The organism is Sorangium sp. So ce367, from assembly GCF_051520455.1.
Lineage (GTDB): Bacteria > Myxococcota_A > Polyangia > Polyangiales > Polyangiaceae > Sorangium > Sorangium cellulosum_B.
Genome location: NZ_CP150334.1, coordinates 6,484,809 through 6,510,560 on the forward strand (window position 1 = coordinate 6,484,809; position 25,752 = coordinate 6,510,560).

Here is a 25,752-nt window from a genome sequence, read left to right on the forward strand (position 1 = left end):
CATGGGCGCCGCAAGGAGCACGCTCCCTTCGCCGTGTCAGTGCGGGATCAGGCCGCCGAACCACGCGCCTGCGGCGAGCGCGGCGAGCGCGGCGACGAGCAGCACGGCCTTCACCGCGCCGCCCCCGGTCCTGGCTGGAGGGGCCAGATCCGGCTCCAGGTCGAGCGGCGCGGCCGGGACGAGCGGCGCGATAGGCGCCGGCGTGGGCGGCGCAGGGCGCTGCATCTCGGGTACGGGCCGCGGGGAGGCCAGGGTCGGTACGGCTCGCCTCTCGAACGGCGGATGCGCCGGCACAGGCGGCGCGAGCAGCGGACCCGCCGGCCTGGACGAGGGGATGCCGGAGGAGGGGGCGAGCGGAAGGCCGAACCCCGTCTCCTCCAGCGCGGCGAGGTTGCCCTCCTCGACCGACACGGTGGCGAGGGACCGCCGCATGACGTCCTCGCCCGGCGCCGAGAGCTTGTCCCCCGGCGCCGAGAGCTTGATCTCGTCGGCCCACTTGCCGATGTCCTCGAAGGCCGAGATCTTGAGCGGCTCGTTCAAGCGCGTGGTGCTCGGCGCCGCCTTGTCGTCCGGCAGCGACGTGAACTCGAGCAGCGTCTCCTCGATGAGCCGGTCGATGAACGACGCCTTGTCCGACGTGGGAGCCCGCTTCCGGAGCGCCATGGCGCTGCGGACGTGCTCGGCGATGTCGTAGGCGCTGACGGGCCTGCCGAACCTGTACAGGAAGGTCGTGAGATCCCGGCCGAGCTCGCGCGCCGAGCCATAACGCTCCGCGGGATCGCGGGCCAGCGAGCGGGCGATGATGCGATCGAGCTCGGGGGGGACCGCCTTGTTGCTCTCGGAGAGCGGCGGGATCTGCGCCTGCTGCACGAGCTTGACCGTCTGGTAGTCGGTGTCGCCGAGGAAGAGCCGCTTCCCGGAGAGCATCTCCCAGAGGATCGCGCCGAGCGCGAAGATGTCGGTGCGGTGATCGACCTCCTGGCCCTGCGCGGCCTCGGGCGAGAGGTAGCTGAACTTGCCCTTGATGATCCCGGCCTCGCTCTTCTCGAGCTGGCTCGTCGCCTTGGCGAGGCCGAAGTCGACGATCTTCACCTCGCCGTACTTCGTGATGAGCACGTTCGGAGGCGACATGTCCCGGTGGACGATCTGGAGCGGATGCCCGTCGGCCGACTTGAGCTCGTGGGCGTACGTGAGCCCCTCGCAGAGCTTCGCCGTGATGAACACGGCGGACTCGACCGGGAGGGTGCGGCCGGCCTTGCGCATCGACTCGAGGACGGCCTTCAGGTCGGCGCCGTCCACGTACTCCATCACGATGAAGTACGCGTTGTCGCCGACGCCGATGTCGAACACCTGCGCGACGTTGGAGTGGGAGAGGTGCGCAGACAGCCGCGCTTCGTCGAGGAACATCGCGATGAAGCGCTTCTTCTCGCTGAGGTGCGGGAGCACGCGCTTGATCGCGACCTGCTTCTTGAACCCCTCGATCCCGGCGCTCTCCGCCAGGAAGACCTCGGCCATGCCGCCCGAAGCTAGCCGCTCGATGACCCGGTAGCGCTGCTGCTGGTGGGCATCCGTCATGGTCCACCTAGTACACCACGTCCCACGCTGCGCGCGGAAACAACCGGCTCGTCTTCATCGGAGCCCGCGAGCGAGACGCGCAAAGAATGCGGTCTGTAACGATCGCGCACGCTCGCGCACGAGCGCGCGCCCTGTCCCCTGGACGCAGCCTTACGCGGGCATCGCAGCGGCCAGGCTCGGGAGGCGAGGCTCGCTCAGCCCGTGAGCGCGCTCCGCATGAACGGGCGAGGTGCAGGTGTGAGCGGCACCGCCACCGCGCGCACGCGGCTCCTCGACGCGACCGCGCCGCGCGCGAGCGCCGCGGGCTCGATCTGCGCGACCTGCGCGGCGGCGCGCTTCCGGCGATCGTCGAGCTCCGCGGCGAGCATGTCCTTCACCATGTCGAGGAGCTCCGGGAAGCCCGACAGGCGCAGCCCGACGTCGTTCGTCCAGAGGATGATCTCAAGCTCTCCGTCAGGCGCCCTCGCCTCGGGATCCCACGCGAAGACCGTCTCGGCGGCCGCGTCGATGCCAAACGGGACGAGCGCGCTCCGCGCACCATAGCGGCCGCGCACGGTCGCGGGCGCGCCGTCGCGGTCGCCCGCGCCACGCGCCTCCTCGCCCTCGCAGTGCTCGAGCACCATCCGCCCGACGTCCATGTACGAGCCGCGCGCGAGCGCGCGCACCCCGAGCAGGCTGGCGCCGGCGAACAGCTGCGGCCAGCCGTCGTGCCGCGAGAGCAGCTCCCGATAGCTCGTCGGCAACGCCATTCCGAGGCGCCGCTCGACGCCGGCGATCGCCTCCTCGGGAGCCCCGGCCGGCGGCGCGATCGGCATTCCCTGCCGCGGATCCATCCGCGCGAGCTCCAGCTTGAGCGCGCGGATGCGGTGCATCGACTCGACCCACTCCATGCGCGCGACCCTACGCGCGCGGCGCCGGAAGGAGCAAAAAACGAGCGACGCTCCGCCCCGCCGCGCAGGCGCAACCCGGGGGACACACGCGCTTGACAGTCATTTGGGTCAGCGGCACGGTGCTTGCGTGACTGGCTTGGGCTCCTGGGCATCGCTTCGCACCGCGTTCGTCGTGGCGGGCGCCACGTTCGTCGTCGCGTCGCTCGCGACCGCGTGCCTCGACTACGCGGGCGAGGAGCTGTTCGACCAGTGCGACACGCCGGCGGCGCCGCTCCCGGGCTCGGGGTCGGGCTCGGGCGCCACCACGAGCGCCGGGGCGGCCAGCGTGGATCAGCCGGACTGCGGCGCGCCGACGCACGCGCCCGGCTCGGGATCCGGCTCGGGCTCGTGAGGGAAGAGCGGCGCGATCTCCTCGCGCTCGCCGCGCTCGCCGCCGCCGCGCTCGCCTCGCGCCTGCTCTTCCGCATCGATCACGACGAGGACATCGACGCGCTCCGGTTCGCGCTCGGCGTGGAGCGGTTCGACGTGGCCGCGCTCCGCCCGCACGCGCCGTACTACCCCGTGTTCGTCGCGGCGGCGAAGGGGCTCGCGCTGCTCGGCGCGACGCCGCGCGCGGCGCTCGCCCTCGTCAGCGCCGCGTCGGGCGCGGCCGCCGTCGCCTTCACCGCCCTGCTCGCGCGCGACGTCGCCGGGCGGCGCGCCGCGGTGTTCGCCGGGGTCCTCGCGCTCGCCTCGCCGTTCCTGTGGCTGTCGTCCGAGAAGCTCCTCAGCGACATGGCCGGCACCGCGGCGGTGACCGCGGCGCTCTGGCTGTGCGCCCGCGCGCGGCGCCTCCGCGGCGCGCGGGCGGCCGCTCCGGGCGCGCCGCCGGATACCGCCGCCGCGGCGGCGCGCGCGCGCACCTGGGCGCTCGTGCTGCTCGGCGTCGGGCTCGGCGTGCGGCTCTCGTACTTCCCGTTCGCGCTCGCCTGCCTCGCGGTCATCGCCCGCGACGAGGGCGGCCGCCTCGCGTGGCTCGCGCGCGGCCGTGACCTCGCGGCCGGCGCGCTCGCGTGGCTCGTGCCGCTCTTGCTGATCGCGACGCCGCGCGACCTCGTCGCGACGACGTGGGTCCAGGGGCTCGGGCACTTCACCCGCTGGGGAGGGACGGCGCTCACCGTGTCGTCGCCGCTCGATCGCCTCCGCGGCGTGATCTGGGGGATCTGGGCCAACGGGCTCGGCGGAGCGTGGCCCGACGCGCCGGCGGCGCGCTGGCTCGGCGCGCCGCTCCTGATCGCGCTCCTCGCCGCGGGCGCGCTCCGGGTCGCGTCGCGGGAGCGGGCCGCGCGCGCGCTGCGCGAGCAACCCGAGCTCTGGGTCTCCGCGTTCGCTTACTTCCTCTGGGCGCTCCTCGGGCAAAACATCGCCTTCAAGCCGCGGCACTGGCTCCCTCTCGTCCCGCTCCTCCTCGTCGCCATGGCCGCCGGCGCAGCGGCCCTCTCGGCCGCGCGCCCCGCGGCGGAGGGCGCTCCGCGCCGCCGCGCGCTCCGCGCCACCGCGCCCTTCGCCCTCGTCGCGGCCCTCGCGGCGCAATGGCTCGCCGACGCGATCTCGCTCGCTCGCCAGCACGAGGCGCCCTCGCCGGCGGCCGCGATCGTGCGCTTCCTCCGCGACGCTGGCGCTGAGCAGCGCCCGGTGCTCACGCGCGACCTCGACCGGATGATCCAGGAGGGCGCGCCGGGCCGGCTGCCCGTGCGCGTCCGCGACGACGCCGCGCTCGTCCGCTACGTCGAGCAGGCCGGGCCGAGCGGCGCGCTCATCACCAGCGAGGCGCTGTCGCAAGAGGCGCGCGACGCGCTCGCAGGCCGCGGCTACACGATCGCGATCCGCTTCTCGCGCCCGCGCTCGCGTTACATCGACGCGCTCTGGAGCGATCTCGCGCTGCTCGAGGCGCTGCCCGCCGGACCTCCAGCAGGCGGCGCGCTCTCGCGCGCGCCGCGCGGCGCGCCCCCTCGCTGAAAACGAGGTTGACCTCCGTTTTCAAGGGCGCGAAGACTCCCGCCCCTCCGGGCTCCCGGTCCTCGTCATGAAAGCGATCACGTCCTTGTGGCCTCGCTCCGCGGGCGTCGTCCTCGGCGCGCTGCTGCCCTTCTCCGCTGCCGCGCAGCCGGCGCCTGCCACGCAACCCGCGCCCGCCACGCAGCCCGCGCTTACCGCCCAGCCAGCGCCTGCCGCCCAGCCATCGCCTGGCGCCCAGGCAACGCCGGACGGCCCGGTCCTCGACCTGCCGCCCGAGGACGCCGCGCCGCCGCCAGAGCCCCGGAAGCCCGCCGTCGGTCTCGGCGCCGGAGAGGCGCCCGAGCACGAGCTCGTCCGCGGCCTGACCGAGCAGCGGTTCCGCAGCGCCGGGGCGAGCGCCAGCAGCACGTCCGTCGGCGGCTACGGCGAGGTGCATGTCCGCGGCACGACGACCGGCCGCGAGGGCGAGCGCGCGTGGGTCGCCGACATCCCCCGGCTCGTGCTCTTCGTGGCGCACGAGTTCACGGCCGACATCCGGTCCTACGTCGAGCTCGAGGTGGAACACTCGATCTCCTGCGCGAGCTGCCCGGGCGCCGCGGAGCTGGAGCAGGCCTACATCGAGTGGAACGCGGCAGGCCGCGCCCTCGGGCTGCGCGCGGGCCTCGTGCTCGTCCCGATGGGGATCATCAACCAGTGGCACGAGCCGCCGGTGTTCCACGGCGTGGTCAGGCCCAAGGTCGACACCCTCGTCATCCCCTCGACGTGGCGCGAGATCGGGATCGGCGCGTTCGGGCAGCCGCTCGACTGGCTGCGCTTCGAAGCCTACGCCATGACCGGCCTCGATCCGCTCGGCTTCCGCGCGGGCGGCCTCGCCGGCGGGCGGCAGAGCGGCGGGCTCGCCCGCGCCAACGCATGGGCGGCCGTCGCGCGCGTCGAGGCCGAGCCGCTGCTCGGGGTCGTCGCGGGCGCGTCGGTGTACGCGAGCGACGCTGGCCCGAACGGCGAGGGCAAATTCTTCCTTCGCGATGGCACCCCGGTGGATCTGTCGGTCCCGGTCCTCGGCTGGTCGCTCGACGCGCGCTGGCGCAGGAGCGGCCTGGAGACGCGGGTCCTGTTCGCCGAGTGGCACCTCCCCGAGGCGCGCGCGCTGATGGTCTCGTTCAACGAGAGCGGCGCGCCGAACTTCATCGATCCCACGAGCCCCGTGGCCTCCCGGATCCGCGGCGGCTATGTCGAGGCCGCGTTCGACGTGCTCCGCCCGCTCGGCGTGGGCCACGAGCTCCTGCCGTTCGCGCGCGTCGAGGCGTACGACACGCAGTCCGCGGTGCCCGAGGGCTACAAGGCCAACGCCTCGTACGGCGTCCGCGAGCTCACGCTCGGCGCCTCGTACCGGCCGACCCAGGGGGTCGTCGTGAAGGCCGACTACCAGCTGCGCGACCGCACCCTCGGGTTCGACCAGACGCAGCTCAATCTCGGCCTCGGGTTCATGTACTGAGCGCGCCGGACGCGGGCACACCATGTCACTCCGCCCAGACGACGCCGGGCCCGAGCACCTCGTGGTCGGCGCCGGCATCTCCGGCCTCTACGCCGCGCTGCTGCTCGCGCGGGCCGGCCGGCGCGTGCGCCTCCTCGAGCGCGCGGCGCGGGCCGGCGGGCTCGCGGGCGCCGAGACGTTCCGCGGCCTGCCGTGCGATCTCGGCTCGCACCGGCTCCACCCGGCCGCCCTCGATCAGCCGCTCTTCCGCGAGGTGCACGCGCGCTCCCCGTTCCTCTCGCGCCCGCGCCGCGGGGTGCTCGTGCTCGGCGAGCGCCACGTCCCCTACCCGCCGAGCGCGCCCTCGATGCTCCGCGCGCTCGGCCTGCGCGCCGGCGCCGCCATGGGCCTCGGGTTCGTCGCGCAGCGCGGCCGCCGCGCGGCCTTCGCCCGCTGGGAGCACGACCGCGCCCTCGCCGACGAGGACGTCGGCTTCGAGCGGTTCGTGCGCGACCGCGTCGGCGCGGCGGCCTACGTGTCGTTCTACCGGCCCTACGCCGAGAAGGTCTGGGGCCTCCCGCCGTCCGAGCTCTCCCAGACCGTCGCGAAGAAGCGGATCAGCACGACGAGCCCGCTCGCGCTGTTCAAGGGGCTCGCCCGCGGCCGCGGCGGCGCCTCGGCGGATCTCGCGCGGTTCATCTACCCGCCGGCGGGCATCTCGTCGCTCGTCACGTACCTCGAGGCGCGCCTCGCGGAGGCCGGCGTCAAGGCCGAGTGCGGCTCCGCCCTCGGTCTGGCCGGGGCGGGCGCGCGCGCCGGCGCGGCGCCGATCCTGTTCGCCGGCGATCTCGCGGATCTCGTGCCCGACGCGCCGCTCGAGCACCGCGGGCTCTACCTGGTCTACCTGGCGTACCCGCGCGCGCGGCTCGGCGCCCCGGAGACGTACTACTGCCCCGACCCGCGCTTCTGGTTCGGCCGCGTCTCCGAGCTGCAGAACTACGCGCCCGATCTCCGCCGCCCGGGCGAGACGGTGCTGTGCGTCGAGATCCCCGAGGGGGCCTGGGGGAACGGGCGCGACTTCGCCTCGGGCCCGCCGCTCGAGGCGCTGCTCGACCAGCTCGTGCGCGCGGGCATCGCCCCGCGCGGTGTGGCGCCGCTCGAGGCCCGGCAGCGCTTCGTGCCCCGCGTGTACCCGCTCTACCGGCGCGGCTGGCTGCGGGACTGGCGGGCCGCGATGCGCCGCGCCGCCGCGCTCGGCGTGATCCCCTTCGGGCGGCAGGCGCTCTTCCTGCACTGCAACCTCGATCACTGCGCCGCGATCGCGGCCGACGCGGTGGCGCACGTCGAGGCCGGCCGCAGCCCGGAAGCGTGGGCGCTGAACGCCGAGCGCTACCTGGATGTGCAGGTGCGCGACTGACGCAACTCACGCCCGCGCCGCAAATCCGCGGCCCAAACACCGTTGACTTTGACTTTCACGAATGACAGCTTCGTCGGAGCTTTGATGCGTCCTTCTCGTGACCTCCGCACCGCCCACTTGGCTGCAGCAGCGGCGCTCACGTTCATCCTGGCGGCGCTGCCCGCCCACGGCGCGACGTACTGGACGGTCCCTGCTGTCCTGAAGAGCTTCTTCGCGAGCTCGAAGAAGGTCGGTTATCGCAAAGTCGTCCTCGGCGACGCGGAGGCGCAGGAGCTCGGCAAGAAGCTGGGGGCGCCGGTCAAGCGCGAGTGGGTGGTGTACGTCGCGGAGTCCGACGGCAAGATCGACGGCTACGCGATCAAGGACGAAGAGAAGGGGATGCACGAGCCGATCGACTTCGCCGTGCAGTTCTCGACGGCCGGCGCGGTGGAGCGCATCGAGATCCTCGAGTACCGCGAGGCGTACGGCGACGAGGTCCGCGGCGATCGCTTCCGCGCCCAGTTCCGCGGCAAGACGGCGGGCGACCCGATCACCGCGGGCAAGGACATCGACATCGTGTCGGGCGCATCCATCTCGTCCCGCTCCGTGGCGCTCGGCGTCAAGCGCGACGCGCTCGTCCTCCAGCTCGCGCTGAAGCGCGGCGCTCTGTGAGGGATTTCACAGCTTCAGCCGGTCGGCTGAGGTCGCTCTCGCTCGGCGCGAAGCTCCTCTACTCGGCGTTCGCGCTCGCGTCGGTCATCGGGCTGCTCGTGTCGTGGCGCCTCTACGGCGCGATGGTCCAGGACGCGGGGGCCGCCGCGTACTACGCGGGCGCGCCGGTCGCCGCGCCGCCGCCTGCCCCGACCCAGGCGCCCGCGGCGGCCGAGGGGCCCGCGCTCGATCTGGGCCCGGAGATCGAGCTCCCCGGAACGCCGGAGGCGCCGCGCGTCCTCGTCGAGCAGATCTCCGAGCGGAAGCTGCTCGAGGTGACGCATTTCCACCTCTTCTCGGTGCCGGTCTACGTGCTGATCCTCGCGCACCTCTGGCTGCTCGCGCGCCTGCCGTCGTGGCTCCACACCGCGGGCGTCGCGGCGGCCGTCGTCACGAGCGGGCTGCACATCGCGGCGCCATGGCTCATCCGGAGCGCGCCCGGCGCCGCTGCGCTGATGCCCATCTCCGGCGTGGCGATGCTGCTGTCGCTCGGCGCCATGGCGGTCGTCTCGACGGTGGACATGTGGCTGCCGAGGCGCTCGCGGCGAGGCGAGGCAGCGCCGGCCGACGAGGCCCAGGCCCAGTAAACCGCCGCGCGCGCCCCGCGCGGAGCGCGCTCGCCCCGACGAGCGAAGGCGCCCTGGGGACCTGGTCACCAGCGCGCCCGACGAGGCCTCAGCCCGGCGCGTCCTGCTCGGGGACGAGCCAGAGCACCCCCAGCGGCGGGAGCGAGAGCACGATGGATTGCGGGAACCCGTGGCTCGGGACGTCCTCGACCTCGACGCGACCCAGGTTGCCCACACCGCTGCCGCCGTACTGGACCGCGTCGGTGTTGAGCACCTCCAGGTAGGCGCCGCGCCGCGGGACGCCGATCCGGTAGTGATGGCGCGGGACCGGCGTGAAATTGCCGATGAACACGACGTGCGTGCCCGAGGGCGACATCTGATCTCCCGCGCCGTCGCCGTAGCGGATGAACGAGATCACGGTCTGCATGTGGTCCGTGCAGTCGATCCACCGGAAGCCGTGGTGCTCGTCGTCGAGCTCGTACATCGCCGGATACTTCTTGTAGAGCGCGTTGAGCTCCGTCACGAGCCGCTTGAGCCCCGCGTGCTCGGGCACCGAGAGCAGGCCCCAGTCGAGCTCCGTCTTCTCGCTCCACTCGGCGAACTGGCCGATCTCACCGCCCATGAAGAGCAGCTTCTTGCCCGGGTGCGCCCACATGTAGCCGTAGAGCGCGCGCAGGTTCGCCAGCATCTGCCAGTAGTCGCCGGGCATCTTCGAGAGCAGCGCCCGCTTGAGGTGCACGACCTCGTCGTGGCTCAGCGGCAGGAGGAACTTCTCGGAGAAGGCATAGATCAGCCCGAACGTGAGCTGGTGGTAGTGGAAGGCACGGTGGATGGGCTCGTGCTTGAAGAAGTCGAGCGTGTCGTGCATCCACCCCATGTTCCACTTGAAGTCGAAGCCGAGCCCGCCGACGTACGTCGCGTGGGTCACCGACGGCCAGGCGGTGGACTCCTCCGCGCAGAGGATCGCGCCCGGACAGCGCTCGTGCACCCGGTTCGACAGCTCGCGGATGAAGTCGATGGCCTCGATGTTCTCGCGGCCGCCATACCGGTTCGGCACCCAGTCGCCGCCCTGCGCGGCGTAGTCGAGGTAGAGCATCGAGGCGACCGCGTCGACCCGCAGCCCGTCGATGTGGAACTCGTCGAGCCAGTAGAGCGCGTTGGCCACAAGGAAGTTCCGCACCTCGTGGCGGCCGTAGTTGAAGATGTACGTGTTCCACTCGCGGTGCTCGCCGAGGCGCGGGTCGAGGTGCTCGTAGAGCGCCGTGCCGTCGAACCGCCCGAGCGCCCACGCGTCCTTGGGGAAGTGCGCGGGGGTCCAGTCGAGGATCACGCCGATCCCCCGCTGGTGGCAGCGGTCGATGAAGTAGCGGAGGTCGTCGGGATCGCCGAAGCGGCTGGTCGGGGCGAAGTAGCCCGCCACCTGGTAACCCCATGACCCGTCGAAGGGGTGCTCCATGACCGGCATGAGCTCGATGTGCGTGAAGCCGAGCTCGGCCACGTACTCGACGAGGTGGTCGGCGAGCTCGCGGTACGTCATCCAGCGCATCCCGCCCTCGTACGGCGGGCCCTCGCCCTGCACGCGCCGCCAGGAGCCGGCGTGGACCTCGTAGATCGTGAGCGGCTTCTTGCGGGCGTCGATCCTGCCGCGCTCCTGCATCCAGTCGCCGTCCTGGAACGCGTAGCGGCTCGTGTAGACGCGCGAGGCGGTGGCCGGCCGGAGCTCCATCGCCTGGGCTACGGGATCGGTCTTCACCGTGAGGTGCCCCTCCGGCGTCTTGATCTCGTACTTGTAGAGCGCGCCCTCGCCGAGGCCCGGGATGAAGAGCTCCCAGAAGCCCTCGCCCATCCGGCGCATCGCGTGGCGGCGGCCGTCCCAGTGGTTGAAGTCGCCGAGGACGCTCACCCGCCGCGCGTTTGGGGCCCAGACCGCGAACGACGTCCCGGAGACCCCGTCCACCTCGCGCACGTGCGCGCCCAGGACGCGGTAGAGCTCCCAGTGCCGCCCCTCGGCCAGGAGGTGGCGATCGATGTCCCCGAGCGTCGGCGGCATCGCGTACGGGTCGAGCTCCACCGAGGAGTTGCCGTCCGCGAAGCGCAGCTCGAGCTGGTACGGGAAGCGTCCGTCCGCGGGGTATGAGACGCCGGGGAAGCGCGCCTCGAAGAGGCCCGCGGGGTGGACGCGCTCCATCGGCTGCCTCCGGAGCCTGGGGTCGCCCGGGACCACCGAGATCTCGGTGGCGTCCGGCCGAAAGACGCGGACAACCAGGTCGTCCTCGTCTTCGTGCGCGCCGAGCACGTGGTGCGGATCCGGATGCTCGACTGCCGCGATGAGATCGAGTTCTCGTTGTTCCAACATGTCGGGGTCCGCCTATAGCGGCTCCACTCGCCGACGTCATGCCGAGAGTCCGCCCGAGACGCCGACCAGGCTCACCCGGGCGCACCGGCGCGGCCTGCGGCGCCGGTCCCCCCTGGCGCAACCACGGTGTGCTCACCATTTGTCCGCAGCGCAACAGCGGATGTCGGGGGGCCGGATCGACCGCGAGCACGCCGAGAATCGTCGGGATTCATCGGGAAACAGCGCAAATGCTCATTTGCTGTACCTTCTCGGGAAGGGTAGGGTCCCGGCGTCGAGCAGCGAGCCACGGAGGCCATCCGGCAAGCGATGCGGGCTCGACAGGCGGAGGGATCGAACATGGGTCAGGTGGTGAGCGAACGCCCGATCGGGGGCAACGGCAGCGGTCCTGGCATGAACGGGCACGGAGGCGCGGCGATCCGCAGCTACGCGCCCGCGACCGGGGAGCTCCTTGGAGAGGCCCCGAACACCAGCGCCGAGGAGGTGCGTGCCGCGGTCGCCCGGGCGCGGCGCGCGCAGGAGGCGTGGGGCGCGCTGCCCGTCGAGGAGCGCTGCCAGCGCGTCCTGCGCTTCCGCGACGCCATCGTCGATCGCACGGACGAGATCGTCGATCTGCTCTCGCGCGAGTGCGGCAAGCCGCGCCACGAGGCGCTGCTGCACGAGGTCCTGGTCGCGGCCGACATGGCGACGTACTTCGCGCAGGTCGCCCCGAAGGCGCTCGAGCCGCACGAGATCAAGCTCCACCTGTTCAAGCACCGGCGCAGCTGGGTCCACTACGTCCCTCGCGGCGTGGTCGGCGTGATCTCGCCGTGGAACTTCCCGTTCCAGCTCGCGCTGCGCGACGTGCTCGCGGCGATCGTCGCCGGCAACGCCGCCGTGCTCAAGCCGAGCGAGGTGACGCCGCTCATCGCGCTCAAGCAGAAGGAGATCTGGGACGGCGCGGGCATGCCCGAGGATCTGTTCCAGGTCGTCACCGGCTACGGGCCGACCGGCGCGGCGCTCATCGACAGCGGCATCCAGATGCTCCTGTTCACCGGCAGCGTCGGCACCGGGAGGAAGGTCGCCGCCGCCTGCGGCGAGCGCCTCATCCCGTGCGTGATGGAGCTCGGCGGCAAGGCGCCGCTCATCGCCTGCGCGGACGCGGACATCGAGCGCACGGCGCAGGCGATCGTCTTCGGCGGCTTCGCGAACGCGGGGCAGGTGTGCGTCGCGGTGGAGCGGGTCTATGCGCACCGCGAGATCCACGATCGCCTGCTCGAGCGCACCGTCGAGATCACGAAGGGGCTGAACCAGGGTGATCCGGGCAAGGAGTTCGTCGACGTGGGGGCGATCATCTTCCCGCCGCAGATCGACGTCGCCGAGCGGCACATCAAGGACGCTGTCGACAAGGGGGCGACCGTGAAGGCCGGCGGCAAGCGCGCGCCGGGGCAGGGCCAGTTCTTCGAGCCGACGATCATCGCCGGCTGCGATCATGCGATGACGGTGATGACCGAGGAGATCTTCGGGCCGGTCGTGCCGTTCATGCAGGTCGCGACCGAGGAGGAGGCGATCCGCCTCTCGAACGAGTCGCACCTCGGCCTCAACGCGTATGTCTTCTCGGAGGACACCGATCACGCCCGCCGGCTCGCCGAGCGCCTGCAGGCCGGCAGCGTGCTGGTGAACGACGTGCTCATGAACGGCGCCCTCCCCGACGCGCCGTTCGGCGGCGTCAAGCAGAGCGGCTTCGGCCGGGTGATGGGCGAGGACGGGCTCCGGCAGATGTGCGACGTCAAGCACATCAACGCGGACCGCATCGCGCTGGGGTCGAAGGACCCGACCTGGTTCCCCTACACCGCGTCGTCGTACAGCTGGTTCAAGCGAGGCATGCGCGCGCTCTTCTCGAGCGGCGGCTTCCTGCGGCGCATCGGCGAGCTCTTCTAGGGCGGCGCGCTGTCGACGGCGCGGCGGGAAGCCTCGAGAACGTCGGCTGGCCAGACGCCGGATGGACGGCCGCCGGGCGGGCACAGATCCTGCGCTTCGTGCCAGAGGCGCGCGCTCTTGCATCCCTGCCCCCTTCTGATCGACGCTGAACCCATGTCTACCCGGCCCGGTTCCTTGCCGAGCGACCCCATCGTCGCGGCCATCGATCGCGCGGCGCGTGTGCAGAGGCTCACGCCGGAGCAGCGCGCCGAGCTCGATCGGGACCTCACCGACATCGCGGCAGGCCGTGCGCGCCTCGTCGCTCACGAGGATCTGCCGCGGGCCCTGGAGGAGCTGGCCCGCGAGCAAGGCGGATGAGCTTCCGCGTCGTCTGGAACTTCCCTGCTCTGGTCACGTTCTACAGGCACTCGGCCTTCACGATCGACCGGGCGGTCGTTCGCTTCGCGGAGACATCAAGGATCCGCCCGCGTCACGGCCCGTCCGCAAGGACAGCAGACTGGCGGACCGCCGCCGGCTCCCGCGCGTATTCCTTGAGAGCAATCGAGTCGTGCAGCCGGACCCCGTGGCTGCTCAGCTTGGCCAGCGCGCGCGACACCCCGCGCGGCACAACGCTGACCAGGCGGCCTATCTGCGCCAGCGCCCACAGCTCGAACTGGCTGCCCGGGACCAGGCGCCTGGCGGCGTTCAGCGCGAACACCCGGCTGCGGCGCACGTAGTCGGCCAGCTTGCGCTCGCAGGCCTGGAACGCGCGCGCGTGGTCGCCGCCGGCCGCGGCCAGCTCGCCGGCGAGGATATAGGCGCCGACCACGGCGAGGCTGGTGCTGCCGCCGACCGCCGGCCCGGGCGAATAGCCGGCGTCCCCGGTCAGGGTGACGCGCCCGCGTGACCACGAGTCCATGCGCAGCTGCGTGATCGAGTCGAAGTAGAACGCCGGGGTCCGATCGAGCTCGGCCATCAGCCGCGGCACCTCCCAGCCGGCCCCGGCAAACGCCTCGCGCAGCAATTGCTTCTGCCGCGCGACGTCTCGGTGGTGGATATCGAGCTCGCGCGGGCTGCTGAACAGGAACACCGCACGCGCGTCGTCGATCGTGTGCGAGCCGTAGATCGCCGCCATCCGCCCTTCTCATCGGCCCGCGCCCCTCCCTCGCCGCCCGCGCCCGCGCCGTGGTCGCCATCGGCGGCCTCTCCGACTGCGTCATCGAGTTCACCGACGTACCGATGGAGAAGGTCAAGTCGCTCGCCGTCGAGGCCGCCCTCGCCGCGCTCGCGCCGACGTCATGAATCGCGTACGCGTGCCTTACTGCCCTGCAGCGCCCTTCGACCGGCGCCCCCGAGACAACGGGAGCGCCGGCGGGGGGCTGTGCGCGGCGGCGCGCGGGTGGGCGCGGCGAGCACCGAACGAGGTGCCATAAGCTCTCAGGAGGCTCCACGTCCCAGGCGCGCCTTGTGTGGCGCGCGACGAGACGTCTCAGAAGGCATGGCCCGAAGTGAGACATGCCGGGCGGTGGCTCATGCGCAAGCTCTCCCGCCCCGGTCTTGGCGGATGGCCGAGCGCCCACCCGCGCGCCGCCGCGCACAGCCCCCCGCCGGCGCGGCGGCTCGACTCAGCCCCTCTCTCCCTCTCCGCTACGCAGCGGCAGCCGGCTCCCCCGCCGCCGCCCCGGTCACGCCGCCCGTGCCCGCCGCCTCGATGGGCGCCTCCTCCAGCGCCGCCGCGATCACCTGGCTCATGTCCTCGACGAAGATGAGCTCCAGCTCGGCCCGCACCTCCTTCGGGATCTCCTCGGCGTCACGCGCGTTCTTCTGCGGCAGGACGACCCGCTTGATCCCCGCGCGGTGCGCCGCGAGCACCTTGGACTTGATCCCGCCGACCGGCAGCACCCGCCCACGCAGCGTGCACTCGCCCGTCATCGCCGTATCCGAGCGCACCCGCCGCGCGGAGAGGAGCGACGTCAGCGCCGTGAACATCGTCACGCCCGCGGACGGCCCGTCCTTGGGCACGCCGCCCGCAGGGACGTGGATGTGCAGGTCCTCCGCCTCGAGCTTCGCCGTGTCGACGCCGAGCTCGATGGCGTGGCTGCGCACGTAGGTGAGCGCCGCCTTCGCCGACTCCTTCATCACGTCGCCGAGCTGACCCGTGATCTCGACCCTCCCCTTCCCCGGCATCCGCGACGTCTCGATGAACAGGATGTCCCCACCCACCGGCGTCCAGGCGAGCCCGGTCGCGACGCCGGCGACGCTCGTCCGCTCCGCCACGTCGCTGAAGAACCGGACCTTGCCAAGGTACGTCCCGAGATCGCTCGCCTCGACCACCACGCGCGGCGCCTTGCCGTCCGCCGCGCGCGCGATCTCCAGCGCGACCGCCCGGCAGAGCTTCTTGATCTCGCGGCCGAGCTGCCGCACCCCGGCCTCGCGCGTGTAGTCGCGCACGATCGCCGCGAGCGCCTCGTCCGTGATCGACAGCGACCCCGGGTCGATCGCGTGCTCCTTGAGCTGCTTCGGGACGAGGTGCGACCGCGCGATCGCGATCTTCTCGTCCGGCGTGTAGCCGGCCAGCTCGATGACCTCGAGCCGGTCCCGGAGCGGCGCCGAGAGCGCGCCGAGATCGTTCACCGTGCAGAGGAAGACGACCTCCGACAGATCGAACGGGAGCTCCAGGTAGTGGTCGACGAACGTCCGGTTCTGCTCCGGATCGAGCACCTCCAGCAGCGCCGCCTCGGGCGAGCCCCGCCACCCGGCGCCGAGCTTGTCGACCTCGTCGAGGAGCACGATCGGGTTCTTCACCTTGGCCTTCTTCAGCGCGTGCACGATCCGGCCGGGCAGCGCGCCGACGTACGTCCTCCGGTGGCCGCGCAGCTCCGCCTCGTCGTGCACGCCGCCGAGCGAGATGCGCACGAACGGGCGGCCCGTGGCGTCGGCGATCGACTGGCCGAGCGAGGTCTTGCCCACGCCGGGCGGGCCCGCGAAGCACAGGATCGTCGCGCGCGCCTTCCCGGTCAGCTTGAGCACCGCCATGTGCTCCAGGATGCGGCGCTTCACGTCGTCGAGGCCGCGGTGATCCTCGTCGAGCTTCGCCTTCACCGCGTCGAGGTCGTCCTTCACCTCCGCCCTCGCGCTCCACGGCAGGTCCGCGATCCACTCCAGATAGGTGCGGATCACGTTGTGCTCCGCGCTCTGCGGGCCGACCGACTCGAGCCGGCGGAGCTCCCGATCGGCGACGGCGCGCGCCTCCTCGGGGAGCCCGGCCTCGTCGAGGCGCCGCCGGAGGGCCGACAGCTCGTCCTCGCCCTCCTCGCCGCCCGCGAGCTCCTTCTGGATGGCCCGGAGCTGCTCGCGGAGGATCACCTCGCGCTGGCCCTTGCCGAGCTCGCGGCGCACGTCGCCGTCGATCTTCTTCTTGAGGTCCGCCAGCGCGGACGCCTCGGCGAGCAGGCCGGCGACCCGCTGGAGCCGCGGCACCACGCGGAGCTCGGAGAGCACCTCCATCTCCTTCTCGGTGGGCAGGCCGAGCGCGCCGGCGACCTGATCCGCGAAGACGCCCGGCTCCGCCCGGCTCGTGGCGGCGATCTCGGCGAGGTTGGTCCCCGTCTTCGGGCCGACCTCGCGGGCGCGCTCGCGCAGCGACGCCGCGAGCAGGCGCGCCTCCTCGGCCTCGCCGAGGAACTCGGGCGCGAGGGTGCCCTCGGCCCGCCACGTCGGCTCGGTCTCGACCAGGGCCGAGAGCGCGAAGCGATCGAGCCCCTCGATCACCAGCCGGTAGCCGTTCGAGACGCGCGAGATGTCGACGACCCGCGCGAACGTGCCGATGTCGTGGAGGTCCTCGCGCCGCGGATCCTCGCGCTTCGGATCGCGCTGCGCGATGACGCCGATCACGTCGCCGGCGTGGACGGCGTTGAGCAGCGCCACCGAGCGGGGGCGCCCCACCGGGAGCGTCAGCACGGTGCCGGGAAAGAGGACGCCGGTGCGGAGCGGGAGCAGGGGAAAGGGAGAACGAGGCGCGCTGGCGCCGCTGCGAAGCTGGCTCATGCGAACTCCTGTGGCAGCGGTCGGCTCGCGCCATCCCTGCCGGATCGGTCGAAGGTCAGGTGGACTGCGTGGACAGCGCGCTGCGCCTCCGCCCGTCAGGGCAGCGCAGCGCGCGGATGGGCTCACGTAGACCGCCGCGAGCAACCGCTCGGGCGAGCTCCATGAATCGATGAACGAAAAGTAAATTCGTTCACGCATCCGTCAACCCGCCCCGCTGGCGAGCGCGACGGCCGGATCAGAACGCCTGTACGCCGAGCACGAGGCCGGGCCAGGCGCGCTTGGTGCTGGTGGCGTCGGAGCCGAGGGGGGTGCTGCCGTAGGGGCTCAGGCGGGCGTCCGCCGGGGTGTCGCCGAACGAGACGTTGAAGCTGGGGCCCCCGAAGATCGCGAGCTCCGGGAAGAGGCGGAAGCCGAGGAGCGCGCGCGCCTGCGCGATCGTGGCCGCGGACTCGAGCGTCGAGGGCTCGTGGAGCGTGTACCCGAGCACGTCGACGTCGACGTAGGCGCGCTGGTGGATGGAGAAGCGGCCGCCCAGGCCGAGCGCGGAGACCAGGAGAGGGCGATTGCCGATCGTGCGAAGGCCGATCCCGTAGATGTTGTGGAAGTGGTCGCTCCCGTGCTTGACGCCGGCCACCACGATGCCTGACTCGAGCCCCCAGACGTCCACGTGGAGGCGGCCCTTGCGGATGAAGTTGAACAACCCGAGCGAGAACGGCGAGTCGTCGGCGTAGTTCACGAGGCCGATCTGCGCGCCCCCCACCTTGCCGGTGGCGATGTTGAGGAGCCCGATCTGCACGTCCGCCGACTCGCCCGCGGCCACGTTGGTCAGGCCGGCCTGCAGGTCGGCCGACCCACCGGCGGCGACGTTGACCAGGCTGAGCTGCACGTCCGTCGCCTCGCCCACGGCGACGTTGGCCAGGCCGATCTGGACGTCGGTCGCCTTGCTCACCGCGACGTTGGCCACGCCGATCTGAAGATCCATCGACGCTCCCACGGCGAGGTTGGCCATGCCCACCTGGGCTCCGTCGACCTGGCCGGCGGCGTTGAGCACGCCGACCTGCGCGCCCGCGACCTGGCCGGCGGCGGCGTTGATCGCGCCGATCTGCGCGCCCCGGAGCGAGCCGACGACGTTGACGCCGCTCGTGACCTGCACGCCGCGCGCCGGACCGAACACGAGGTTGGCCACGGTCGAGAGCTGCGCCCCGCACAGGAACGACGAGGAGATGCTGGCGCCCGCGCTGAGCTCGATGCCCGTGGTGCCCGCCGTGTACCCGGCGACGAGGTTCAGCGAGTAGCGGCGGACCACGTTCGTGCCGGTGGAGGTCGAGGAGCCGACGAGGGGGAGGACGTCGGCGCCGAAGAGGACGCTCGTCGCGCCGGGGGACGCGCACGGAGGCGGCTCCGGTGGCGCGGGGGCGGGGCGCGCGGCCTTCGCGGAGCGCGCGGCGCGGGGAGGTGGCCTGCCGGCGGCGGGCGGCGCGGGGGGCGCCGCGGGCGCTGGCTGCGCCGCGGCCGGGCGCTTGCCGAGCGCCGCGGCGAGCTCCGCGGCCTCGTCCCGGACGAGGTTGCCCGCGAGCAAGGCGATCGCCTCGGCGGCGCGATCGGGATCCTCGGGGACGTCGATGGTGCGCTCGATGCGGCGGCCGTCCGAGGCGCGGTACGTCAGCGTGACGCGGCCGTCGGGCTCGCCGCGCAGGACCAGCGTGGAGCGCCCGGCGATCGCCGCGGGGGCCAGCGTCACGCCGCCGCCGAGCTCGCGGCCGATGGCCGCGCTCACCGCATCGGGATCGAGCGTCCACGGCGCGCCGTCGATGACGAGATCGACGCCGGCGGCGCTCGGCTCCTCGGCGAAGACACCCGCGGGAGGCGCGGAGATCGCGGCGAACGCGACCGCCGCCGCGAGGGCGCGCAGCAGGACGCCCGCGCGGAGGCGCGCGCCGAGCCCCGGGGAACGGCGCGGCGAGCCCCTCGGAGCCGCGGGGAGAGGAGCGGTGTCGGGTGTGTTCATCGACCGTGCTGTGCCCGCTCGCCGCGCGTTCGTTCACGCGCCGCCACGCTCACTCGTCCGCGCCGCTGAGCGCCTCGAGCAGCGAGCGCGACTCGTCCTTCCGGTAGCCGCCGAAGGCGCCCTGCGCGAACGGATCGAGCGCCCGCCGCGCCTCGTCCTTGCGGCCGAGGCGAACGAGGCAGAGAGCGCGGTTGTACTGGGCCTCCACCGCGAAGCGGCCGCGCGGAGCGGCGGTCAGGTACGCGTTCCACGCGTCGAGCGCGGCCGCCGGGTTGCGCTCGGCGAAGTGCGCGCGGTGCGCCGCCTGATAGAGCGCGTCCGCGTCGGGGCCGGCCGGCGGACGCTCGATGGCCTGCGGATCGCCCGCAGCCGGCCGCGGCGCGGTCGGCAGGCGCGCGGCGCGCGGCGCGACGGCCGCGATCGGGCGTGAGGCCGACCGGACCGGCGCGACCGCAAGCACCGGCGCGCGCGGCGGCGCAGGGGCGATCGGGGGCTCCGCGATCGGCGCAGGCAGCGGCGGCGGCTCCGGCGCGACCGCCTCCGCGCTCGCCTCGGCCTCGGGCGGCGCGGGCGCCTCGGCCGCAGGCGGCGCGGGCGCCTCGGCTGCGTGCCGCGGCCCGGACAGCGCGCGCTGCGGCGGCGGCGCGGGCGGCATGGTGGGCGCCTCGGAGACGCGCAGCCCGAGCCGCGACGCGAGGTCGTCCCAGCCGCCGGGGAACCAGCGCGCGGCCGAGGCCCACGCGACCGATCCGACGAGCACGGCGGCCAGCGGGACCACCACGCGGACCATCGCGAGGCGGCGGGCGCGCTGGGCCTTCAGGCTCCTCATCACGCGGGCGCGCGTCTCGTCGCGGCGGTTGCGCGACGCGTCTGCCTCCGAGCGCAGCGCGCGCGCGGCCTCGCGGAGCACGTCGTCCTTCTCCTTCACGGCGCCCTCTCTTCCAGCAGCGTCCGGAGCTTCTGCTTGGCGTGGAACAGCCGCGTGCGCACTGTGGCCTCGGGCACGCCCATGATCTCGGACGCCTCGCGCGCGCTGCGCTCCTCGACCTCGCAGAGCACGAACGCCACGCGCTGGGCCGTCGGCAGCGCGTCGAGGGCGCGGTTCAGGGCCTGGGCGAGCGCGGCGCGGCCGGCTTCCCGCTCGGGGCTCGACGCGTGCTCCTCGTCCGGCTCCAGGGCGAGCCGCTCCATGGCCGCGCGGCGCCGCGCCGCCGCGCGGAGGTGGTGGCGGGCGTGGTTGACCGCGATCGCGATGAGGAACGTCTTGAGCGACGAGCCGCCGCGGAACCGCTGTGCGGCCTGCGGCAGGCTGATGAAGACGTCGTGGGCCAGGTCCTCGGCGGACGCGTCGTCGCCGGTGAGGCGGCGGGCGAACCCGCGCACCGCGCCGTAGTGCCTGTCGTACGCCTCGCCGACCGCCGCGGCGTCCCCGCGCCGCAGCCGCTCGACGAGCTCCTCCTCCGCGTCCTGCGCGCGCTCGGCGCCGCGGGAGAAGAAGAACGGCATGAGGAGCGCCATGGTCTTCATTGGGCGCCACCTCTCCCCGGCGCGCGGGGGCTCGACGTCGCCGGACGGCTGTGCCCCCGGAAAACCCGCTGCTCGATCCGTCCCATCTCCGTCCATCCCTGCGCCATCATCGTTACACCCGAACGCGCTCGGCGGCGTTGCCCGTTTGCCATCAACAAGCGTCGGCGAGCCCGGGTCGACATGAGGCACACCCCGTCGTGCCCGGCGTGGAGAAGAGCGTTCATGGTCGGCGCGTCGGTTTCGTGCCCGGAGGGGTCGGGAACGTTCAACCCCGGTGGTCGAAATCGATCGCCAGGGGTCCGGACGGCTCAAATCGACGGCCAGGGCGCGTGATCGACCGCCGCGGTCCACCCCGCCGCCCGGGAGCTCCGGACCGGCGCCGTCGAGATCGTGCGCAGGCGCACGACCCGTTGAACGGAGCGCGTGGCAGCGGGCACGCAGCTCCGAGTGGGCAGAGGGCGCCGCGCCGACGAGCCGCGCCGCTGCCCTGGATCCATCGCTGATCAGGAGTGAGGATATATGAACATGCGCACGGCCTTCGAGTGGGGTCTCGGTCTCTCTTTGTCCGTCTTCTCGATGACGACGGTCGGTTGTTACATCGAGACCGGCGAGGACTGCGACTGGGACGATGACTGTATCGACGCGCCCGACGCTCCCGACTTCGAGCGCCCGGATCCGGACGAGGACACCGACGAAGCCGACGGTGAGGACGGTGCGAGCAGCAGCGGTGGCGAGAGCAGCGCGAGCAGCGGCGGCGAGAGCAGCGCGAGCGGCGGCGGCGAGAGCTCACCAGGAACCCCCGGCGCCTGCGAGGCGTCTTGCGACTGCCCGAGCGGCGACGTATGCGTCGAGGGGACCTGCAAGACGCCGTGCGCGGCCTCGTGCGAGTGCGCCGAGGGCGAGTCGTGCGAGGGTGGCTATTGCGCGCCCCCGCCGGAGCCGGCCATCTCCTGCGAGGTGGACTGCGATTGCCCGAGCGGCAGCGAGTGCGTCGAGGGCGCCTGCACCTGAGTCGCGGGGCGCTCCCCGGGCGCGCGGAGCCCTGATCTCGAAGCGCGCCCCATCGTGCGTCTCGTGGAGTTCCGCGCTCTCATCCCCACAGCCCGACTCCTGACCGCCGAACTGGTGAATTCCGCGAAGCGGGGCAATCAGCGCGGCGGGGAGCCCAGGCTCACCGCGACGGGATGAGCCGCTCGAGCCGGGACATGTACCCCGGCAGCTCCGCCGCCAGCGCTCCGGGCAGCGCCCGGTCCGCTTCGAACAACATCGCCAGGTTGCCGTAAAGCGCCGCGTCCGCGAGGCTCGGGGCCTCGCCGAACACGAACGGCGATCGCTTCAGCGTCCGGACGGTCGGCGCGAGCAGGGTCTTCGCGCGCTCGAGCAGCGCCGGGGTGTCGCGCTCCCACTGCTCGATACAGCCAGCGCCGAACTTGCGCTCCTTGATCAGCGTGTACAGGGCGCGCTGACCCGGCCGCTCCCAGGCGTCGCGGATGCGCGGCGACGCGATTCGAAAGAGCACGTCCTCCAGCGGTCCGTCGCAGAAGTCCGCGTACGCCCAGACCGGGCCCTCGAGGACGTCCAGCGTCAAGCGCCGGGCGGCAGGGTCCTCGAGCAGGAGCTCGCAGATCCGCCGCGACTCGACCGTCACCCGGCCGTCGTCGCCGACCAGCACCGGAACGTAGATGTAGCCGCCGGTCACGCGGGCCAGCTCGTCGCGATCATCGTACGGCACCTCGACCAGCTCGTACGGGCGGCCCAGGAGGTCGAGCAGCATCTGAACTTTGCGGGCGAAGGGGCTATATCGGAGTCGGTAGAGCTTCATGGCTCCCGGGATACCCCGGCGCGCCTGGACGAGCGAACGAATGTTTTCCATGGTACATGAGAAATTCTCATGACCAGCCCCGCCCCGGGGGATCCCCCTCCGCCGCTGCCATCGCTCACCGCCCTTCAGGCGTTCGAGGCCGCGGCGCGCCATTCGAGCGTCACCCGCGCGGCGCGCGAGCTGGGCGTGACCCAGGCCGCCGTCAGCCACCAGATCCGCGCCCTCGAGGACACCCTGGAGACGGCGCTGTTTCGGCGCTCGCCGCACGGCATCAGCCTGACGGAGGACGGCGAGCGCTGGGCCGCGGAGCTGGGCGTCGTGTTCGCCAGGCTGCGCGAGGCGAACGCCCGCCTGCGGCGGCCCGCCGCGGACGCGCGGCCCGCCGTGTCGGTCAGCGTCACGCCGTCGTTCGGGGCGCGCTGGCTCGTGCCGCGGCTCGGGCAGTTCCTTGTGAGCCACCCGGAGGTCGACGTGCGCATCTCCGCCACCGAGCGCCTCATCGATCTCGCGAGAGAGCCGGTGGACATCGGCATCCGTTATGGACTCGGCAGCTACCCGGGCCTCTTGACCGTCAAGCTGGCGGACGACGCCCTGATCGTGGCCGCCGCGCCGAGCGTCGCGAGCAAGCGCGCGCGCTGGCGCGTCGAGGACCTGAGCCACGAGGTGTTGCTCGGGGACGACCACCCCGACGCCTGGGGCCGCTGGTTTCGCGAGCGCTCGCGCCGCCTGCCGGCCCGGGTGCGCCAGAGCCAGCTCACCGACTCGTCGATGCTGGTGGACGCGGCGGTGCGCGGTCAGGGGGTGGCGCTCGCGCGCTGGTCGCTCGCGGCCGCAGAGCTCGAGCTCGGCCGCCTGGTGCTGCTCTTTCCCAGGCTCCCGGCGCTGCCGACGGGCCTCGCTTACTACCTCGTGAGCACGCGCGCGAGCCTGCGGCGCAAGCCGGTGGCCGCCTTCAGGGACTGGGTCGTCTCCGAGGCCGCGAGCCTGCGCAGGCCCGGCGGCTGACGGCGCGCGGCGTCAGCCCCCCGGCTCGCCGGCGGGCCCGCGGCCGACCAGGCCGTAAAGGACGATCCGGTGGACCGCGGACAGCATCGCCTCGACCTCTTCGCGGGAGCCCTGGAACAGCCACGGAGGAGCGAAGCTCGCATAGGCGCGCAGGAGGGCGCGCGCGGTGAGCTCGGGGTCGGCGGCGTCGAGCTCGCCAGCGCCGGCGCCGCGCGCGACGAGATCGCGGAGGAGCGCGCGCTCCTCGTCGAGGAAGCGGGCGTGGGCGGCCTTCACGGCGCGGCTCTGGCAATGCACGAGATCGCATGCGTGCGCGCCCGAGCCGGCGAGCTCCAGGAAGGCGCGCGCTCGGGCGTCGAACACCGCCCGGAGCCGGTCGCAAAAGGGCACGTCGTCCCCGGCCGCGGCGGCGCGCATCGCGGCCATGACGGCGCGGTGCTCGCCCTGGGAGAGCTCCTCGACGATGGCGTCCTTCGAGGCGAACTCGAGGTACACGGCTCCGACCGCGATCTCGGCCTCGCGCGCGATATCGGCGACGGTTGTCTTGGCAGGCCCGTACCGGCGGAGGAGCCGCTCTGTCGCCTCGAGGATCCGCTGGCGCCGCTCAGTGGCGCCGCCGGGGTAACCGTGCTCCATGAGGTGAGCGATGTTCTCCCGGATTCACGGCCGGGGGAAGCGTCCTGGCGGGCGGCCGGCAGGGACCACGGGGACGCCACGGCGCGCGGGCACGGGCGCGGCGCGCTGGCGCGGGTGTGGCGGCGCGCTGGCACGGGCGTAGCGGCGCGCTGGCATGGGCGCGGCGGCGCGCTGGCGATGGCACGAACCCGACGGCGCGCGGGCCGCGCCGGCGCGACGGGGCCCAGCCCCGAGATTGATCGCCGTACGCCCGGCGGCTATCGTGGGCTGGCTTTGCACCGGATTTTCCGCGAAGATCGCGCTGTTCACGGGATCCGCGGTCCGGCGTGCGAGGGGACCGAGCCATGACGAGCACCGCGCCGACACACGACGAAGCCGAAGGGCTGGTGCGACCGGGGCAGGTCATCGCCGAGAAGTACCGCGTCGAGCGGGTGATCGGCGCCGGCGGGATGGGCGTCGTCGTCGCCGCGACCCACCTCCAGCTGGAGGAGCGGGTCGCGATCAAGCTGCTCCTGCCCGAGGCGGCGAAGTCGCGCACGCTCGCCGAGCGCTTCGTGCGCGAGGCGCGCGCCGCGGTGAAGGTCAAGAGCGAGCACGTGGCGCGCGTGACCGACGTCGGGACGCTCGACTCCGGCACGCCGTACATGGTGATGGAGTACCTGTCGGGCAGCGACCTCGCCGACGCGCTCCGCGCGGGCGGGCCGATGACCCCGCAGGCCGCCGTCGAGTACGTCCTCCAGGCCTGCGAGGCGCTCGCCGAGGCGCACGCCGCGGGCATCATCCACCGCGACCTCAAGCCGGCGAACCTGTTCCTCACGCGGCGCGCGGACAGCTCCCCGTGCGTGAAGGTGCTCGACTTCGGGATCTCGAAGGTGGCGACCGGCGGCTCCGACCCGCGGATCACCGACACGAAGGCCATCATGGGGTCGCCGCTCTACATGTCGCCCGAGCAGCTCAAGTCCTCGCGCGACGTCGACGCGCGCACCGACATCTGGTCGCTCGGCGTCATCCTGTTCGAGCTGCTCACCGGCGCGCCGCCGTTCGACGGCGCGACGATGCCGCAGCTCTGCGTGGCGATCATGCAGGGGATCCCGAGCCCCCTCGCCGCGTTCCGCTCCGACGTGCCCCCGGCGCTCGAGGCGGTGATCCGCAGGTGCCTGGAGAAGCTGCCGGAGCAGCGGTTCCGCCACGTCGGGGAGCTGGCCGAGGCGCTCGCGCCGTTCGCGACCGGGCGGGCCCGGCTCTCGGTCGACCGGATCAGCGGGATCTCGCGGAGCTCGGGGCCCCCGCGGCCGGAGCTCCCTTCGGCGAACGGGGTGACCACCTCGCCGACCGTGGTGAACACGTCGCTGAACACCTCGCCGACGTGGAGCGGGACGGTCGTGCCGCGGAAGCGGCCGGTGGGGCTCGCCGTCGCGGCCGGCGCCTTCGTGTCGCTGATCGCCGCGCTCGCGGTCTTCGCGTTCCTGACGTCCCGCTCGCGCGGCGACGGCGCGGCGACCGAGCCGGCCGCCAGCGCCTCGGCCGCGCGGTCGCCAGCGGACGCCGCGGCACAGCCGCCGACCGCGCCCGCGTCGCTCTCGCCGACCGTCACGCCCGGCGGCGCCGAAGCCCCCGCGCCGGTGGACGACCGCACGGCGGCGCCGGGCCCGGCCGAGATCCCCCCTGCGCCCCCCGCGGCGCCGGCCAGCGGCAAGCCCGCGGCGCCGCGCCGGCCGAGCGCCGCACCGCGACCCCCGGCCGCCACGCAGCCCACGCAGGCTCCGGCCACCCGGCCGCCCGCCGCCCCGGCCGCCGCGCCGCCCGGCGGCAACCTGTTCGACGATCGCAAGTGAGGACACCACC

At 73.2% G+C, this 25,752-nt stretch carries 20 protein-coding genes and 1 pseudogene; 11 read left to right on the forward strand and 10 right to left on the reverse strand.

Annotated elements, in window-relative coordinates:
• Positions 1-36: 36 nt before the first annotated feature.
• Together WME97_RS24595 and WME97_RS24600 are read right to left on the reverse strand one after the other, a co-directional pair.
• Positions 37-1,575: a serine/threonine protein kinase gene (locus WME97_RS24595; protein ID WP_437555193.1), complete on the reverse strand. Its 1,539-nt coding sequence runs from the start codon at positions 1,573-1,575 to the stop codon at positions 37-39.
• 194 nt (positions 1,576-1,769) lie between these two features.
• Positions 1,770-2,465 carry an SMI1/KNR4 family protein gene (locus WME97_RS24600; protein ID WP_437555196.1) on the reverse strand — a complete coding sequence of 232 codons (696 nt, stop codon included), beginning with the start codon at positions 2,463-2,465 and terminating at the stop codon, positions 1,770-1,772.
• Positions 2,466-2,601: 136 nt separating this feature from the next.
• Between WME97_RS24600 and WME97_RS24605 the strand changes: the two genes are divergently transcribed.
• The 6 genes from WME97_RS24605 to WME97_RS24630 all read left to right on the forward strand — a co-directional run bounded on the left by WME97_RS24605 (position 2,602) and on the right by WME97_RS24630 (position 8,631).
• Positions 2,602-2,856: a hypothetical protein gene (locus WME97_RS24605; protein WP_044965533.1), complete on the forward strand. Its 255-nt coding sequence runs from the start codon at positions 2,602-2,604 to the stop codon at positions 2,854-2,856.
• Positions 2,853-4,463 carry a hypothetical protein gene (locus WME97_RS24610; RefSeq protein ID WP_437555198.1) on the forward strand — a complete coding sequence of 537 codons (1,611 nt, stop codon included), beginning with the start codon at positions 2,853-2,855 and terminating at the stop codon, positions 4,461-4,463. Before WME97_RS24605 ends, WME97_RS24610 begins: the two co-directional genes overlap by 4 nt.
• 67 nt (positions 4,464-4,530) lie before the next feature.
• Positions 4,531-5,958 carry a hypothetical protein gene (locus WME97_RS24615; protein WP_437555200.1) on the forward strand — a complete coding sequence of 476 codons (1,428 nt, stop codon included), beginning with the start codon at positions 4,531-4,533 and terminating at the stop codon, positions 5,956-5,958.
• A 22-nt stretch (positions 5,959-5,980) separates the two neighbouring features.
• A complete protein-coding gene (locus WME97_RS24620) occupies positions 5,981-7,354 on the forward strand; it encodes an FAD-dependent oxidoreductase (RefSeq protein WP_437555201.1) in 1,374 nt (457 codons plus the stop codon).
• Positions 7,355-7,438: 84 nt separating this feature from the next.
• Entirely contained in the window at positions 7,439-8,005 is a 567-nt protein-coding gene (locus tag WME97_RS24625) for an FMN-binding protein (protein WP_437555203.1), read from the forward strand.
• On the forward strand, positions 8,002-8,631 hold the full coding sequence (locus WME97_RS24630) for a hypothetical protein (protein ID WP_437555205.1): 630 nt from the start codon (positions 8,002-8,004) through the stop codon (positions 8,629-8,631). Before WME97_RS24625 ends, WME97_RS24630 begins: the two co-directional genes overlap by 4 nt.
• An 88-nt stretch (positions 8,632-8,719) precedes the next feature.
• Here WME97_RS24630 and glgB read toward each other — a convergent pair whose 3' ends face one another.
• Complete coding sequence (glgB, locus tag WME97_RS24635; RefSeq protein WP_437555207.1) at positions 8,720-10,966, reverse strand: 1,4-alpha-glucan branching protein GlgB; 2,247 nt, start codon at positions 10,964-10,966, stop codon at positions 8,720-8,722.
• Positions 10,967-11,314: 348 nt separating this feature from the next.
• Here glgB and WME97_RS24640 point away from each other — a divergent pair, with 348 nt between their 5' ends.
• Positions 11,315-12,883, forward strand: coding sequence for an aldehyde dehydrogenase family protein (locus WME97_RS24640; RefSeq protein WP_437555209.1), 1,569 nt, complete (start codon positions 11,315-11,317; stop codon positions 12,881-12,883).
• Between the two features lie 153 nt (positions 12,884-13,036).
• Entirely contained in the window at positions 13,037-13,240 is a 204-nt protein-coding gene (locus tag WME97_RS24645; RefSeq protein ID WP_437555211.1) for a hypothetical protein, read from the forward strand.
• A 112-nt stretch (positions 13,241-13,352) separates the two neighbouring features.
• Here WME97_RS24645 and WME97_RS24650 read toward each other — a convergent pair.
• From WME97_RS24650 to WME97_RS24670, 5 genes and pseudogenes are all read right to left on the reverse strand, one after another.
• Positions 13,353-14,003, reverse strand: a pseudogene (locus WME97_RS24650) (FAD-dependent oxidoreductase); the annotation flags it as partial.
• Positions 14,004-14,509: 506 nt separating this feature from the next.
• Complete coding sequence (gene lon, locus WME97_RS24655; protein ID WP_437555213.1) at positions 14,510-16,909, reverse strand: endopeptidase La; 2,400 nt, start codon at positions 16,907-16,909, stop codon at positions 14,510-14,512.
• Positions 16,910-17,144: 235 nt separating this feature from the next.
• Positions 17,145-18,917 (reverse strand): LA_2272 family surface repeat-containing protein, encoded by a 1,773-nt coding sequence (locus WME97_RS24660; RefSeq protein ID WP_437555215.1) that lies wholly within the window; start codon positions 18,915-18,917, stop codon positions 17,145-17,147.
• A 49-nt stretch (positions 18,918-18,966) separates the two neighbouring features.
• A complete protein-coding gene (locus WME97_RS24665) occupies positions 18,967-19,845 on the reverse strand; it encodes a tetratricopeptide repeat protein (protein ID WP_437555217.1) in 879 nt (292 codons plus the stop codon).
• Positions 19,842-20,444 (reverse strand): RNA polymerase sigma factor, encoded by a 603-nt coding sequence (locus WME97_RS24670; RefSeq protein WP_012237139.1) that lies wholly within the window; start codon positions 20,442-20,444, stop codon positions 19,842-19,844. The genes WME97_RS24665 and WME97_RS24670 overlap by 4 nt, the downstream gene beginning before the upstream one ends.
• A gap of 519 nt (positions 20,445-20,963) precedes the next feature.
• On the opposite strand from WME97_RS24670, the gene WME97_RS24675 reads away from it, so the two are divergent.
• Complete coding sequence (locus WME97_RS24675) at positions 20,964-21,455, forward strand: hypothetical protein (protein WP_437555219.1); 492 nt, start codon at positions 20,964-20,966, stop codon at positions 21,453-21,455.
• Between the two features lie 160 nt (positions 21,456-21,615).
• Here the strand turns inward: WME97_RS24675 and WME97_RS24680 are convergent, their stop codons facing one another.
• Complete coding sequence (locus WME97_RS24680) at positions 21,616-22,266, reverse strand: glutathione S-transferase family protein (protein WP_437555221.1); 651 nt, start codon at positions 22,264-22,266, stop codon at positions 21,616-21,618.
• A gap of 69 nt (positions 22,267-22,335) precedes the next feature.
• Between WME97_RS24680 and gcvA the strand changes: the two genes are divergently transcribed.
• Positions 22,336-23,271, forward strand: coding sequence for a transcriptional regulator GcvA (gcvA, locus tag WME97_RS24685; protein ID WP_437555223.1), 936 nt, complete (start codon positions 22,336-22,338; stop codon positions 23,269-23,271).
• A 12-nt stretch (positions 23,272-23,283) separates the two neighbouring features.
• Here gcvA and WME97_RS24690 read toward each other — a convergent pair whose 3' ends face one another.
• Positions 23,284-23,907 carry a TetR/AcrR family transcriptional regulator gene (locus tag WME97_RS24690; RefSeq protein WP_437555225.1) on the reverse strand — a complete coding sequence of 208 codons (624 nt, stop codon included), beginning with the start codon at positions 23,905-23,907 and terminating at the stop codon, positions 23,284-23,286.
• Between the two features lie 344 nt (positions 23,908-24,251).
• Here WME97_RS24690 and WME97_RS24695 point away from each other — a divergent pair, with 344 nt between their 5' ends.
• On the forward strand, positions 24,252-25,742 hold the full coding sequence (locus tag WME97_RS24695; protein WP_437555227.1) for a serine/threonine-protein kinase: 1,491 nt from the start codon (positions 24,252-24,254) through the stop codon (positions 25,740-25,742).
• Positions 25,743-25,752: the final 10 nt, after the last annotated feature.